The organism is Stenotrophomonas sp. FBCC-B152 (genome assembly GCF_059134105.1).
This window is the reverse complement of the sequence record NZ_CP101442.1, coordinates 3201447-3215376: the sequence shown is the minus strand read 5'-3', so window position 1 is coordinate 3215376 and position 13930 is coordinate 3201447. Positions and strand designations below refer to the sequence as shown.

At 67.0% G+C, this 13930-nt stretch carries 15 protein-coding genes; 8 read left to right on the top strand and 7 right to left on the bottom strand.

The annotated features are described in order from the left end of the window. Window positions 1-3 precede the first annotated feature (3 nt). Window positions 4-633 (top strand): hypothetical protein, encoded by a 630-nt coding sequence (locus NMB40_RS14800; RefSeq protein ID WP_494358908.1) that lies wholly within the window; start codon window positions 4-6, stop codon window positions 631-633. Window positions 634-642: 9 nt separating this feature from the next. Here the strand turns inward: NMB40_RS14800 and NMB40_RS14795 are convergent, their stop codons facing one another. After that, window positions 643-1047: a VOC family protein gene (locus tag NMB40_RS14795; protein WP_494358907.1), complete on the bottom strand. Its 405-nt coding sequence runs from the start codon at window positions 1045-1047 to the stop codon at window positions 643-645. Window positions 1048-1222: 175 nt separating this feature from the next. Between NMB40_RS14795 and NMB40_RS14790 the strand changes: the two genes are divergently transcribed. Then, window positions 1223-2059, top strand: a complete 837-nt coding sequence (locus NMB40_RS14790; protein ID WP_494358906.1) for a hypothetical protein — start codon at window positions 1223-1225, stop codon at window positions 2057-2059. A 2-nt stretch (window positions 2060-2061) separates the two neighbouring features. Here NMB40_RS14790 and NMB40_RS14785 read toward each other — a convergent pair whose 3' ends face one another. Genes NMB40_RS14785 through NMB40_RS14770 form a run of 4 tightly spaced genes read right to left on the bottom strand, consistent with a single transcriptional unit; the run spans window position 2062 to window position 4877 of the window. Continuing rightward, window positions 2062-2604 (bottom strand): thioredoxin family protein, encoded by a 543-nt coding sequence (locus tag NMB40_RS14785; protein ID WP_494358905.1) that lies wholly within the window; start codon window positions 2602-2604, stop codon window positions 2062-2064. A gap of 11 nt (window positions 2605-2615) precedes the next feature. Next, window positions 2616-3032 (bottom strand): organic hydroperoxide resistance protein, encoded by a 417-nt coding sequence (locus tag NMB40_RS14780; RefSeq protein ID WP_494358904.1) that lies wholly within the window; start codon window positions 3030-3032, stop codon window positions 2616-2618. 33 nt (window positions 3033-3065) lie between these two features. After that, the gene (locus NMB40_RS14775) at window positions 3066-4118 is read right to left on the bottom strand and encodes an alpha/beta fold hydrolase (RefSeq protein ID WP_494358903.1); all 1053 of its coding nucleotides are present in this window, start codon (window positions 4116-4118) and stop codon (window positions 3066-3068) included. Window positions 4119-4136: 18 nt separating this feature from the next. Further along, the gene (locus NMB40_RS14770; protein ID WP_494358902.1) at window positions 4137-4877 is read right to left on the bottom strand and encodes an SDR family NAD(P)-dependent oxidoreductase; all 741 of its coding nucleotides are present in this window, start codon (window positions 4875-4877) and stop codon (window positions 4137-4139) included. 244 nt (window positions 4878-5121) lie between these two features. Between NMB40_RS14770 and NMB40_RS14765 the strand changes: the two genes are divergently transcribed. The 6 genes from NMB40_RS14765 to NMB40_RS14740 all read left to right on the top strand — a co-directional run bounded on the left by NMB40_RS14765 (window position 5122) and on the right by NMB40_RS14740 (window position 9935). After that, window positions 5122-5865 carry a response regulator gene (locus NMB40_RS14765; RefSeq protein ID WP_494358901.1) on the top strand — a complete coding sequence of 248 codons (744 nt, stop codon included), beginning with the start codon at window positions 5122-5124 and terminating at the stop codon, window positions 5863-5865. After that, on the top strand, window positions 5862-7226 hold the full coding sequence (locus NMB40_RS14760) for a sensor histidine kinase (RefSeq protein ID WP_494358900.1): 1365 nt from the start codon (window positions 5862-5864) through the stop codon (window positions 7224-7226). Before NMB40_RS14765 ends, NMB40_RS14760 begins: the two co-directional genes overlap by 4 nt. Before the next feature lie 37 nt (window positions 7227-7263). Next, window positions 7264-8247 carry a glycoside hydrolase family 43 protein gene (locus NMB40_RS14755; protein WP_494358899.1) on the top strand — a complete coding sequence of 328 codons (984 nt, stop codon included), beginning with the start codon at window positions 7264-7266 and terminating at the stop codon, window positions 8245-8247. An 89-nt stretch (window positions 8248-8336) separates the two neighbouring features. Continuing rightward, window positions 8337-8606 carry a DUF2845 domain-containing protein gene (locus NMB40_RS14750; protein WP_282244227.1) on the top strand — a complete coding sequence of 90 codons (270 nt, stop codon included), beginning with the start codon at window positions 8337-8339 and terminating at the stop codon, window positions 8604-8606. Window positions 8607-8663: 57 nt separating this feature from the next. Beyond that, window positions 8664-8813, top strand: coding sequence for a hypothetical protein (locus NMB40_RS14745; RefSeq protein WP_282244225.1), 150 nt, complete (start codon window positions 8664-8666; stop codon window positions 8811-8813). 141 nt (window positions 8814-8954) lie between these two features. Further along, the gene (locus NMB40_RS14740; RefSeq protein WP_494358898.1) at window positions 8955-9935 is read left to right on the top strand and encodes an AraC family transcriptional regulator; all 981 of its coding nucleotides are present in this window, start codon (window positions 8955-8957) and stop codon (window positions 9933-9935) included. A 17-nt stretch (window positions 9936-9952) separates the two neighbouring features. Here the strand turns inward: NMB40_RS14740 and NMB40_RS14735 are convergent, their stop codons facing one another. Beyond that, window positions 9953-12748, bottom strand: coding sequence for a PAS domain-containing protein (locus NMB40_RS14735; RefSeq protein ID WP_494358897.1), 2796 nt, complete (start codon window positions 12746-12748; stop codon window positions 9953-9955). Window positions 12749-12856: 108 nt separating this feature from the next. After that, a complete protein-coding gene (locus tag NMB40_RS14730; RefSeq protein WP_494361085.1) occupies window positions 12857-13807 on the bottom strand; it encodes a cation diffusion facilitator family transporter in 951 nt (316 codons plus the stop codon). Between the last annotated feature and the right edge of the window lie 123 nt (window positions 13808-13930).

The window sequence follows — 13930 nt, the reverse complement described above, 5'->3', positions numbered from 1 at the left end:
TGCATGATCCGTTCGATCCTGGTGGTGCTGTGCATGCTGGCGTCGCTGCTGTCCGGGGCGGTGCAGGCCACTGCGCAGATTCCGGACACGATCGAGGTGAACGGCGAGAAATTGCCGCTCAACACCAATCCACTGTCCGCGCATCTGGAACGGATCGGCTGGGCGCCGCCGGAAGACACCATGGCATCCAGCGCGAACTGGCGCGGCTACGTGGCCCGCTGGCGCATCGACCAGGACCAGCTGGTGCTGGCATCGGTGACCATCGCAGTGTCCCTGGAGGAAACCAAGGAGCTGCTTCCGACCCTGTTTCCCGACGTCGCGCGCGTGGTGGCCGACTGGTACAGCGGTACGCTGGTGATCCCCGATGGAAGCCAGATCCGGTACGTGCACATGGGCTATGGGTCCACCTACGACCACTACCAGCTGATCCGGGTGGAGGCCGGAAAGGTGGTCGAACGCCAGGCGATGGACGCTGCGGCGTTCGCGGCCTACCGCGCGGCGAAGTTCGAGGCCTACCAGAAAACAGCGGAATTCCAGCGCGATTTTGCCGACGCCCGCAAAAACGGCATGTCCAAGCGCGAGGCAGATGATTTCCTGCGCTCTTTTTCCGCCGAACAGTACCTGTCGCACTGATGACGCGCGTCAGTCGCTGATCTCGTCGTAGCCACGGCCGAGGAACTGCAGCAGGCAGAAGCCGTGGCCGAACGGATCGGCGAGCAGGGCGATGCGTCCCCAGGCGTGGGTTGCCGGCGGCTGTTCCACGCGTGCGCCTGCGCCTACCGCCCGTGCCAGGGCGGCTTCCAGGTCATCCACCACCCAGTCCAGGTGCAGCGGCGTCCAATGCCTGCGGTAATCGCGGCGGTCGCGCACCTGTGGCGTGGCCGAGCTGCCTGATGCCTTGGCCAGCAGGTAGATCGGTGCTGGTCCACCCAGCAGTTCCACGCCGTCGCTTCCGAAGCGCCGTCCCGCGCGCAGCTCGAACGCACGCGTGTAGAACGCCAGCGCCGCATCAAGATTGTCGACATCGATGTTGACCAGAAATTGCATGCAGGATCCTCAAGAAGCCAACAGACGCCCCGCCGCCATCGTAGAGCCAGGCCCTGCTGGCTGCCACGTTAAGTACATTTACTGACCATCGTCGGCCTGAATGGTGCAACCATGGTTTGCAGTCTGGCGGACCCCGCACCACTCCCTTGAGCTCGGCCACCCCGGAGCACCGGTCATGTCGTTCTCCCTGCCGTCCCGCAACACCCTCTTCATCCTCGGCCTGCCGACACTCGTGTTGGCGTTCGCCCCATGCGCCCACGCCGTGGAACCGCTGGACACCTTCAGCGTACATGTCAGCGGCTATGTGACGTCGTTCGACACCGAGATACGTGCCGATGGCGAAGGCCGGCGGGGCACCGACATCAACCTGCACCGCGACCTGGGGCTGGGCGATGACAACCTGGTCGCCACCGTCGGCCTGACCTGGCGCCCGTGGGAAAAGCATGAGTTCGCGCTCTCGTATTACACGCAGAGCGCCGATGCGACCCGCCAGATCAACCGCGACATCGAGTTCGACGGAACGCTCTACGAGGCGTCCAGCACGATACGTACCGATGTGGATATCGATGCCTACGAGGCGTCCTATACCTGGTGGGCGGCATCGCACGACCAGTGGGCATTGGGTCCGCGCGTTGGCCTGGTCTGGTACCGCATGGAACTGGGCATCAAGCTGGATGTGGACGTGGGCGGCAACCAGGGCGGTGGCGCGGCCAGCAGCCGGGTATCGGCCGATGTGCCCGCGCCGATGATCGGCGGCGGCTGGCGTTGGACGCCGGCGGACGACTGGCGCCTTTCCGCCGACGTGGGCTACTTCACCGTCAGCGTGGACGACATCGACGGCGACATCTACTTCGGGCGCGCCGGCGTGGAATGGTTCCCCTGGGAGCGCACCGGATTCACCCTCGACTACACCTACACCCGGATCGAAGCAGACGCCGACAAGGACAGCTTCAGCGGCAACGTCGACTTCAAGGACGCCGGCCTGCGGCTCGGATTCGTGTACCGGTTCTGAGGCTATGAGGCGAGTAGCTTGCGGATCTGCGCTTCGGTGGCCGCGTAGTCGCCTTCGCCGAAATGCCGGTAGACGATGCGGCCTTCCTGGTCGATCAGGTACAGCGCCGGCCAGTACTGGTTTCCGTACGCGCGCCAGGTCTGGTAGGCGTTGTCCTGCGCCACCGGCCAGGTGACACCGAGCCGCTTTACGGCTGCTTCCACGTTGTGCGGCAGCTTTTCATAGCCGAACTCGGGGGTGTGCACGCCGATCACGGTCAACCCCTGGCCGGCGTAGGTGTCATGCCACCGCTTCACGTGCGGCATCACGTTGAGGCAGTTGATGCAGGAGTAGGTCCAGAACTCCACCAGCACCACCTTGCCGCGCAGCTGCCGCAGCGATTGCGGCGGGCCGTTGAGCCAGTGTTCGATGCCGGTGAACTCCGGCGCCTGTGGCGCCGGCATGTTGGGGCTGGGCGGGACCGGGTCGGCCGCTGCGCCCGGCGTACAGGCGCTGGCGGAGATGCACGCGGCCAGCAGGGTGATGATCGGGCGAAGCATGCGCATGGTCCTTCTCCTCAGGCGACCGAGAGCTGTACGTCGATGTTGCCGCGCGTGGCCTTGGAGTACGGGCAGGTGCGGTGTGCTGCGTCCACCAGTGCCGAGGCCTGTGCGAGGTCCATGCCGGGCACGCTGATCCGCAGCCGTGCCTGCAGTTGGTACTCCTCGCCGACCATGCCGAGGTCGACTTCCGCATCAACGGCGGTGTCGGCGGGCAGGGTCAGGTTCAAGCTGCGCGCGGCCTTGGCCATCGCGCCCTGGAAGCAGGCAGACCAGCCGGCCGCGAACAGCTGCTCGGGGTTGGTGCCCGACTTGCCGCTTCCCGGCGGGGAGAGGGCGATATCCAGTTGGCCGTCGTCGCTGTACGCGCGTCCGGCGCGACCGCCGACGGTGTGGGTCTTGCCGGTGTACAGCACCTTGTCGATTGCATTCATGGGGATTGCCTCGGTGTGGATGAAGGGGGCGGATCAGAGTGCAGCGGCATCGATCACCGCCTGGACGAACGCCTGCGGTGCTTCCTGGGGCGGGTTGTGGCCCACGCCGCCCTGCAGCAGGCGATGCTCATAGGGACCGGTGAACTTGGCGGCATAGGCCTCGGCCTTGGGGTGCGGCGCGCCGTTGGCATCGCCCTCCAGGGTGATGGTCGGTACGCCGATGCTCGGCGCCTGCGCCAGGCGCTGCTCCAGTGCGGCGTACTTCGGCTCGCCGTCGGCCAGGCCCAGCCGCCAGCGGTAGTTGTGCACCACGATGGCCACGTGGTCGGGGTTGTCCAGCGCGGCGGCGCTGCGCGCGAACGTGGCGTCGTCGAAGCGCCACTGCGGCGACGCCAGCTGCCAGATCTGGCGGGCGAAGTCGTGCGTGTAGCGTGCGTAACCGGCCTGGCCGCGATCGGTGGCGAAGTAGAACTGGTACCACCACTGCAGCTCGGCCTGCGGTGGCAGCGGCGTCTTGCCGGCTGCCTGGCTGCCGATCAGATAGCCGCTGACCGAGACCAGCGACTTGACCCGTTCCGGCCACAGCGCGGCAACGATGTCGGCCGAGCGCGCACCCCAGTCGAAGCCGGCCAGGTTGGCGCGCGGGATGTGCAGGGCATCAAGCAGGTTCAGCACATCGGAAGCAAGTGCCGCCGGTTCGCCATTGCGCGGCGTCTGCGCCGACAGGAAGCGGGTGCTGCCATAGCCACGCAGGTGCGGCACGATCACCCGGTAGCCTTTGGCCGCCAGCTGTGGCGCCACCTCGGCATAGGCATTGATGTCATAGGGCCAGCCGTGCAGCAGCACGACCACCTCGCCGTCGGCCGGGCCCAGCTCGGCATAGGCCACGTCCAGATCGCCAGCGACGACATGCTTGTTCGCCTCCAGCGGGGGCGGCGCGTGTGCGACCGCCACTGTCGGCGCAGGGACAGGCAGGGCAGGCGATGCGATGGCGGATGCAGAGGCCGCCAAGGCCATCGCCATGGCCAGCAGGGAGGCGCCGAATGACCGCGGCGAACGGGACAGCGGGAAAGAAGTAGTGTGCATGGTGCTCTCCGTTGACGTTCAGATGGCCCAGCCGCCATCAATGGTCAGGCTGGAACCGGTCATGTAGGCCGCTTCATGGCTGGCAAGCCAAGCGGCGAGTCCTGCGATCTCATCGGGCTGGCCAACCCTGCCGAGCGGATTGCGCTGCACCAGCTGGTCGACGAAATCGGCGGTGATGTCGGTGGCGATCGGGCCGGGCTGGATGTTGTTGATCGTGATCCGGCGCGGCGCCAGGTCCAGCGCCAGTTCGCGTACCAAGGTGGCCACGGCGGCCTTGGTCATCGCATACACGCTGCTGCCGACCGCACCGCTGCGCACGGCGGTGTTGCTGCCGATGGTGACCAGGCGACCGCCATCGTTCATGGCAGCGGCGGCGGCCTGCACGGCGAGGAACACGCCGCGCACGTTCACGGCCAGCATCCGGTCCAGCAGGTCGGTGGGAAAGCCGGCCAGCGGGCTGCCCTGGTAGATGCCGGCATTGACCACCGCCACCTGCAACGGGCCGAAGGTGTCCACCGCTTGTTTGACCGCCGACCCGATGGCCTGCCCATCGGCGCTGTCAGCCTGCAGGGCGATGGCCTGGCCGCCGTCGGCCTGGATCGCGGCGACCACTGCGGCGGCTTTCTCAGGCTGGGAGACGAAGGTCAGCACAACGGGGTGGCCCTCACGGGCCAGCCGCCTGGCAATGGCGGCACCAATGCCACGGGAGCCGCCGAAAACCAGCGCGGTGTTGGAACGGGGGGAGACGGTGGCATTCATGCAGATGTCCTCGGGGTAGGCGGCCGGCGGAGGGGCCGCCGGCGTTGGAGGCCATTCAACGCCCGCCCCGTATCCGGCAGGTGTCGGCGAACCCGGAGATTTGTCGCCTTTCCGCATCACAGCGGCGGTTGATACACAGTCATACAAATGGATGCCCCCGCCTTGCCGCAGGGCCGCGTTGGCGGCGATACCATGCCTTCACGGACCCGCAGCGGGTCACCGATGGCCACCACGCGGAGCAGGCATGACCACCCGTACCGACCACATCCTGGTTGTCGATGACGACGCCGATATCCGCCAGCTGGTGGGCGACTACCTGCGCCGCAACGGCCTGCGCGTGAGCCAGGCGGCTGACGGGCGCGAAATGCGCGCCACGCTGGAGACCAGCGACGTGGACCTGATCGTGCTGGACGTGATGATGCCGGGCGAAGACGGGCTGTCGCTGTGCCGCAACCTGCGCGCCGGCAAGCACCGCGCCGTGCCGGTGGTGATGCTGACCGCGCGCGATGATGAAACCGACCGCATCATCGGGCTGGAAATGGGCGCCGACGATTACGTGGTCAAGCCGTTCTCCTCGCGCGAGCTGCTGGCGCGCATCACTGCGGTGATCCGGCGCGCGCGCATGCTGCCGCCGAACCTGCAGGTGAGCGAGGCCGCACGGTTGATCCGCTTTGGCAACTGGCGGCTGGATACCAGTGCGCGGCACCTGCTGGATGAGGCCGGCACGGTGTATCCGCTCAGTGGCGGCGAGTTCCGCCTGCTGCGGGTGTTCATCGACCATCCGCAGCGCGTGCTCAGCCGCGACCAGCTGCTCAACCTGACCCAAGGGCGCGACGCCGAACTGTTCGACCGCTCCATCGACCTGCTGGTCAGCCGCCTGCGCCAGCGCCTGGGCGATGGCGCGCGCGAACAGACCTTCATCAAGACCGTGCGCAGCGAAGGCTATGTGTTCAGCCAGCCGGTCGTACTGCTCGACGAGGACGCATGAACGCGGCCGTGCAACCCCGCAGGTTCTCCTGGTTGCCGCGCACGCTGGGTACGCGGCTGCTGCTGATCCTGGCGGCCGGCATGCTGCTTGCCCATGGCCTGTCGTTCGCGCTGCTGTTCCATGAGCGCGCCACCGCCACGCGCGCGATGATGTTGAGCAACATGGAGGATGACGTGCCGCTCAGCGTGGCGCTGCTCGAGCATCTTTCTCCGGCCGAACGCACGGCGTGGCTGCCGCAGCTGGAACGGCGCACTTACCGGTACCTGCTGCGCCCCGCACAGCCGGGCAGCGCGCTGGCCAGCGAGCGTGCACGCCAGGTGGCCGGTTTGATCGATGATTCGCTGGCGCACCGCTATGCATTGCGCCCGCGCGCGGTCTCGGCGTCGCCCGAGCGCTACGAAGTGGAGCTGACCCTGGCCGATGGCCAGCCGTTGACCATCGAAGTCACGCCTTCGCTGCTGCCGATCGCGCGCTGGCTGCCGTGGGTGCTCGCCGCGCAGGTGCTGCTGTTGCTGGGCTGCGTGTGGCTGGCGGTGCGCCTGGCCACCCGCCCGCTGGTACGGCTGGCCGACGCCGCCGACCGCCTGGACGTGGCCGGGCAGGGCGATGCGATCAGCGAACAGGGACCGCAGGAAGTGGCGACCGCGGCACGCGCACTGAACGCGCTGCAGTCGCGCGTGGCTGCGCACGTCAGCGAACGCATGCAGATCCTGGCGGCGATCTCGCACGACCTGCAGACCCCGATCACGCGACTGCGCCTGCGCATCGAATCGCTGGACGAGACGCCCGCGCAGGAGCTCCTGCTGGGCGATGTGACCCAGCTCAGCCAGCTGGTGCGCGAGGGTATCGATTACGCGCGCAGCGCAACCGTCAGCATGGGCACCCCGGTGCAGCTCGACCTGCCCGCGTTCCTCGACAGCGTGGTGGGCGACTACGAGGAGGTGGGCAAGCCGGTGCGGCGCGTGGCCGGTGCCCAGGCCACGCTGCAGACCCATCCGCAGGTGCTGCGGCGGGTGGTGCAGAACCTGATCGACAACGCGCTGGCGTACGCCGGCAGCGCCGACGTGGGTCTGACCATAGGCGCGCAGGGCGGGGTGAGCATTGATGTGATGGACCGCGGGCCGGGCATTCCCGAGGCGTCACTGGCGGCGGTGCTGCAGCCGTTCCATCGGCTGGAGCCTTCGCGTGGGCGGACCAGCGGTGGCACCGGGCTGGGTCTGGCCATCGCCGACCAGCTCAGCCGCGCGCTGGGTGGGCGGTTGACCCTGGCCAATCGGGAAGGTGGCGGGCTGCGCGCAGCCTTGGAACTGCCACGGGAAAATGCTGCAGTGCGCACAAAGTCGGCGCTTGAATCGATCTAAACTGGCCCCTCGATGATCTGGCATGGGAGGGCAGGGCATGGGGGTTCGCAGCACGATGATGGTGGCCGCAGCACTGGCGGCAGCGGTTTCGTTTGGCGCGGTGGCCGCGCCGATGTCCGGCAACCCGATCCTGCCCGGCTGGTATGCCGATCCGGAAGCGGCGGTGTTCGGCAAGACCTATTGGATCTTCCCGACCAGCTCGCGCCCGTATGCCGAGCAGACCGCGTTCGACGCGTTTTCCTCGCCCGACCTGGTGCAGTGGACCCGGCATCCCGGGGTGCTGAAGATCGAAGCGGTCTCCTGGGCCAAAGAGGCCTTGTGGGCCCCGTCGGTGGTGGAGAAGGACGGAAAGTACTACTTCTTTTTCTCCGCCAACGACATCAAGAACGACAACGAAGTGGGCGGCATCGGCGTTGCCGTGGCCGACCGGCCCGAGGGCCCGTACCGCGACCTGCTGGGCAAGCCGCTGGTTGGTTCGTTCCATAACGGCGCCCAGCCCATCGACCAGTTCGTGTTCAAGGACGACGACGGCACCTGGTACATGCTCTACGGCGGCTGGAAGCACGCCAACATCGTGCGCCTGAAGGACGATTTCACCGGCATCGTGCCGCTGCCCGATGGCACGCTGTACAAGGAAATCACGCCCGCGCCGGAGTATGTCGAGGGCTCGCTGATGTTCAAGCGCGGCGGCCGCTACTACTACATGTGGTCCGAAGGCGGCTGGGGCGAGCCGGATTATTCGGTGGCCTACGCCATCGCCGACGCGCCCACGGGGCCGTTCAAGCGGATCGGCCGGATCCTGCAGCAGGACCCGGCCATTGCCACCAGCGCCGGCCACCATTCGCTCATCCATGCGCCCGACGACGACAGCTGGTACATCGTCTACCACCGGCGCCCGCTGGGGAAGACCGGCCGCAATGAACGTGCCACCGCCATCGACCGCATGGAGTTCGATGCGCAGGGACATATCCTGCCCGTGAAGATGACCCACGAAGGCGTGCCGGCGCATCCGTTGCCCTGAGCCGGATGCCCTGCCTGCGACCGCCGCAGCCGGTTTATGGCAAAGTTGCCCATGGCTTACCCGCCATGGGTACAAGGAGAGCAGGGATGATGAACAGGAGTGTATGGGTGCTGGCGCTGGGCCTGATGGCCGGCACGGCGATGGCCGACAGCGTAAGGTTCGGCAACAATCTGGTGAACTCGGGCGACAACGCAGGCAGGGTGACCCAGGTGGCCGGCAAGCCGGACCGGGTGATCCAGGAAGAAAGTGACCAGGGCGGAAACCTGGGCGAGCGCTGGGAGTATTACCAGTCGCGCAAGACCATCCAGATCGTTTTCCGGGACGGCCGGGTCACCGCCATCCGCGAAATCTTCAACTGATCACGCGCCGGGCGGACCATTCGTCCGCCAATGCGTCCGGCAGCCCTGCAATGTGCCATGCTGCACGCCATCTACAGGGAGCATGCCGTCATGGCCAAGGGTCTGGACAAGCAGAAAGAGCAGAAGAAGAAGCCTGCCAAGACTGCGAAGGAAAAGAAGGCGGAAAAGAACGAGAAGAAGAGCACGCGCGGTTTCGCGCCGACCTGATCGCTTCCGTTCGCTTCACCACCTTCACAACGTAGCCGACCCACCCCGGCAAGTACAAATACCGGTCCCGAAGCCGTGCAAGTTCGGTTTCGTGGCCGGCGCCGCTGAAGCATCCTGTCCCACCGGAACCGGGTAACTCCGATGCCGTTGCTGAGCTTCACCGACTTCGAGGCCTACGCCGACGCGCTCGCGGGTGTGGATGGCCTGATGCGCGTGACCGGGCCGGTGGGTCGGGCCTGGACACTGGACATCCTGGATGCCGGTGACGTCACCGCGATGCTCGGCCAGGATGGCGCCCCGGCGCTGTACAACGGGCTGAGCCAGCCCGGACGTTACGTGGTGCACATCTCGTTGCCCGGCAGCGACGCGTTCATGCAGGGGAGCGCGACCGCTGATGACCAGTTCGTCTGGTTCGCCCCCGGTGTCGAGGTGCACGGTTTCACCCGCACGCAATCGAAGTTCATTGCGCTGGACATGGATACCACTGCGGTAGTGCAGCGCGCGCGCGAAGTGGCCGAACTGTTCGACGACCATATTGATCGCACCTACGCAGTGAATGTCGGCCGTGCCGAGATGGCACCGATCATCACCCTGGTCACCCGCGCGTTGGCGATCCATCGGCAGACCCCCAGCGTGTTCGACGAGCCCAGCGTGCGCCGCTCGTTCAGTGGCCAGATCATCCACGCGCTGCTGCGCTGCATGGTGCTGGCCAACCCCGAAGCCGTGCGGCGCACCCGAGGGCGGCCGACATTGCCGCGCAACGAAATCATCCGTCTCAGCCTGGACCACATCCACAAGAGCATCCGGGGTGAGGCGGTGATCGGTGACCTGGTGCTGAGCGCCGGCACCTCGCAGCGCTCGTTGAGCCGCGCATTCGATGAAGTGTTCGGCATGGGGCCGCACCAGTACTTCATGCTCGAACGGCTGCACGTGATCCGCAAGGCGCTGCGCGAGGCGACCCCGGGCGACACCGTCACGTCGGTGTGCGCACGGTACGGGGTGTGGGACCAAGGGCGTTTTGCCGGCATGTACCACCGCACGTTCGGCCTGCATCCGTCGATGGAGCTGGCGGCGGCGCTGGACTCATGGCGGGCCAACATGGCCGGCCGAAGCAAGCGCTGAGGCGCCAGCTCTCTCGCTCAGCCGGCCCCGGCCAGCACCGCACGCACGCGCGTGGCCAGGGAATCGACGGTGAACGGCTTTCCGATCAGCTGCACGCCCGGGGCGATCACGCCATTGCGCTCCAGCGCGTTGCGGCTGTAGCCAGTGGTGAACAGCACCTTCAGGTCCGGACGGCGGCGCAGGGCCTCGTCGGCCAGCTGGCGCCCGTTGATTTCCGGCATCACCACATCGGTGAACAACAGCGCGATGGCCGGGTGGGTGTCCAGCAGCGACAGCGCCGTGGCCGCGCCTTCTGCGGCCAGCACGTCGTAACCCAGCGCGGTGAGCGCTTCCACCGAAAACTGCCGCACCACCGGTTCGTCTTCCACTACCAGGATCAACTCGCGGCCGCCGCCCGGCACGATGGCATCGCGCACCGCAGGCACGTACGCTGCCGCCGGTTCGGCGACCAGGCGCGGCAGATAGAGCCTCACCGTGGTGCCTTCGCCGGGCGTCGAGCACAGCTTCACATGGCCGGCAGACTGCTTCACGAACCCGTATACCTGCGACAGCCCCAGTCCGGTGCCCTGGCCGACCTGCTTGGTGGTGAAGAACGGATCGAATGCCTTGGCGATCACTTCCGGCGACATGCCGGCGCCACTGTCGGACACGGTGATCAGCACATACTCGCCGCTCGGAACTTCCGGATGCATCGTGGCGTTGCCTGCATCGATCACGCAGTTGGCGGTCTCCACGCCCAACTGACCGCCTCCGGGCATGGCATCGCGGGCGTTGACCGCCAGGTTGAGGATGACGTTTTCCAACTGATTGGCGTCGGCGAAGGTCAACCACAGGTCGGCGGCCAGCACGGTCTGCAGGCGGATGCTGCCGCCGAGCGAATGCACGAACAGGTCGGACATGCCCACCACCAGCTGGTTGGCATCCACCGGTACCGGCTGCAGCGGCTGCTGGCGCGAGAAGGCCAGCAATCGCTGGGTCAGCTGTGCGGCACGGTTGGCGCCATCGATGGCCATGTCGATGTAGCGGTTGATGAGTGGGTCGGCGTCGCCCAGGCGCAGCGACAACAGATCCAGCGGGCCGATCACCGTGGCCAGCATGTTGTTGAAATCGTGCGCGATGCCGCCGGTGAGCTGGCCCACCGCCTCCATCTTCTGGCTCTGCCGCAGCGCATCCTCCACCCGGGTGCGCTCGGCCACCTCTTCCAGCACGCGGCTTTCCAGGTGCTCGTTGAGTTCCTGCAGGCGCGCTTCGGCGGCCTTGCGCGCGGTGACTTCAATCGCCACGCCGACCACGCGCACGCAGCGGTCGCCCTCGAAATGGCCGCGCCCCTTGGCCGCGACCCATCGCACCACGCCATCTTCCTTGCCGATGGTGCGGTACTCCACGTCGTAGAGTGCGCGCTGCGCGGGATCGGCGGCTGCAGCGAAAGCGGCGCTGGTGGCCTCGCGGTCAAGCGGATGCAGGCCGGAGTAGAAGTCGTCCATGCCGACCTCGACATCGGCGGAGATCCCGAACATCGCCTTGGTACGGGGCGGCCAGATCAGCACGTCGTGCACCAGGTCCACGTCCCAGAAGCCCATGTCGCCGGCTTCGGTGGCAAAACGCAGGCGTTCTTCGCTCTCTGCCAGCGCCGCCTCGGCCACCTTGCGGGCGGAGAGGTCCAGCATCGCGCCGATCATGCGCAGCGGCTCGCCGTCCACGCCGCGCAGCACCGCGCCGCGGTCGAGCACATCGGCATAACTGCCGTCGCTGCGGCGGAAGCGGTACTCGCCGTACCAGACCGTGCCGTCGCTTTCGATCACCGCATGGATATCGGCATCGACGCGCGCCCGATCCTCCGGGTGGATGTGGTCGAGCCACCACTGCGCGTCGGTTTCCATCCGGTCATGGCCGAACAGATCGGCCAGTGCCTCGTTCCAGATGACCTGGCCGTCGGCCATGCGCCAATCCCAGATCGCATCGTTGGTGGCGCGCGCCACCAGCCGGTAGCGCTCTTCGATTTCCTGATGGCGAGCTTCGGCGGCCTTGCGCTCGGTGATGTCCAGCGAGGTACCGATCAACCCGATCACGGCGCCATCGGCATCGCGCAGCGGCGCCTTGGTCGACAGCCAGTGCGCGCGGCGGCCGTCGGGAAAATTGATTTCCTCCTCCAGCTGCTGGGACTGCCCGGTGGCCATGATGCGTTCGTCGGTCGCCATGACGGCGGCTGCCTGCACCGGATCATTCAACAGTTCGGCATCGGTACGCCCGACGTACTGCTCCGGTGGCAGGCCGATCAGTTCGGTGGTGCCGTGGTTGCCGATCAACAGCCGGCCTTCGCGGTCCTTGGCGTACACCACGCCCGGGGCAGCATCCACGAAAGAGCGCAACAACGTCTGGGCCTGGTCGCGCTCGCTCTCGATCTGGCGGCGCTCGTCGATGTCGATCAGCACGCCCTGGAACCCGGTAGCGCGCCCTTCGGCGTCCAGGTCGACCCGGCCGATCGCTTCTATCCAACGGTACTGGCCTTCGGCGTTGCGCGTGCGGTACTGGTGCGCGTAGCGGCCGCCACGCATCAGCGCCTCGCTGATGGCCGTTGCCAGATCGGCATGGTCATCCGGATGCACGGCCGACAGCACCTGCTCCAGGCGCAGCTCGCGGTGGGCGGCGCCAGGGTCCAGGCCAAACGCATGGGTCAGCGCCTCGTCGACGGTAAGCCGGTCGTGGGTCACGTCCCAGAACCACGTCCCCACGATCGCGCCGGCGGCAAGCGCCATTTTCACCCGCTCGGTGTCGCGCCCGCTGTGCTTGTCTGTGGGATCGGTAACGTTCAAAGAGGTCTCGCGGGCAAAGTGGGGCGTGCGCAGGCCGGCTAGGTTATCTGATCGCGTGTAGCGACCATGAAGACCGATCCCCCCGGGCCGGGGCGCGAGCTGAAGCCTTCATCCCGGATCACCCAGTGCCGCGCGCCGCGCCCGGTAGACCTCCGGGGTCTGTGGCTTGACGAACAGCGCCACCAGCTCCGGGTACTCCTGTTTGACCGCGCGTTCGATACGGGTGATGCACGCCTCGATCTGCGGGGTGGTGCGGTCGTCTTCGAATTCGGCGCTCAGCATCGCCACGACCTGGTCCGGGCCCATCTGCATGGTGGTCACGCCGTTCGCGCTGCGCAGGTCGGCATCGGTGTTGGCCACGGCCATGATGCGTTGTGCCACGTGCGGGTGGGCCGGCTCGCCGACCAGCAGCCCCTTGGTCTCGCGTGCCAGAAGGAACGCGGTGGCGGCCAGGACGCCGGCGATGCACAGCGAGGCCACGCCATCGAGCACCGGCATGTCCAGCCACTGCGCTGCGGCCAGGCCGATGGCGGCGAACGCCAGGCCCAGCAACGCGGCGCTGTCTTCCAGCAGCACGGTGAAGGTGGTGGGGTCCTTGCTGCGCCGGAAGGCTTCGAAGTAGCCCTGGGACCCCTTGGTCGCGCGGAATTCGCGCAACGCCACCCACCATGAAACGCCCTCGAACACGAACGAGATGCCCAGCACCACGTAGCTCACCGTGTGGTTGGTGGCCGGTTCCGGGTGGCGGATGTGCTGGATGCCCTCGTAGGCCGAAACCCCTGCGCCGGCGGCGAACACCAGCAGGGCCACGATGAAGCTCCAGAAATACAGCTCGCGGCCGTAGCCGAACGGGTGCACGGTGTCGGGCTTTTTTTCCGCGCGGTGCAGGCCGTACAGGAGCAGCAGTTCATTGGTGGTGTCCACCAGCGAATGCACCCCTTCGCTGAGCATTGCCGAGCTGCCCGACAGCCCGGCAGCCACGAACTTGGCGATGGCGATGCACAGGTTGCCGACCAGCGCGGCGTAGACAACCAGACGGGAGCCGGACGGCGTGGGCATGGTGGGCAGTGGGATGGTGGGGAGTTGAGCCATCATCCTCACAAGGCCGTGCCTTTCGTGTGCACGCAACTGCTCAGAAACGGATCGTGACCGTCGCCGCGCAATGGTTCATAACAGTGTCAC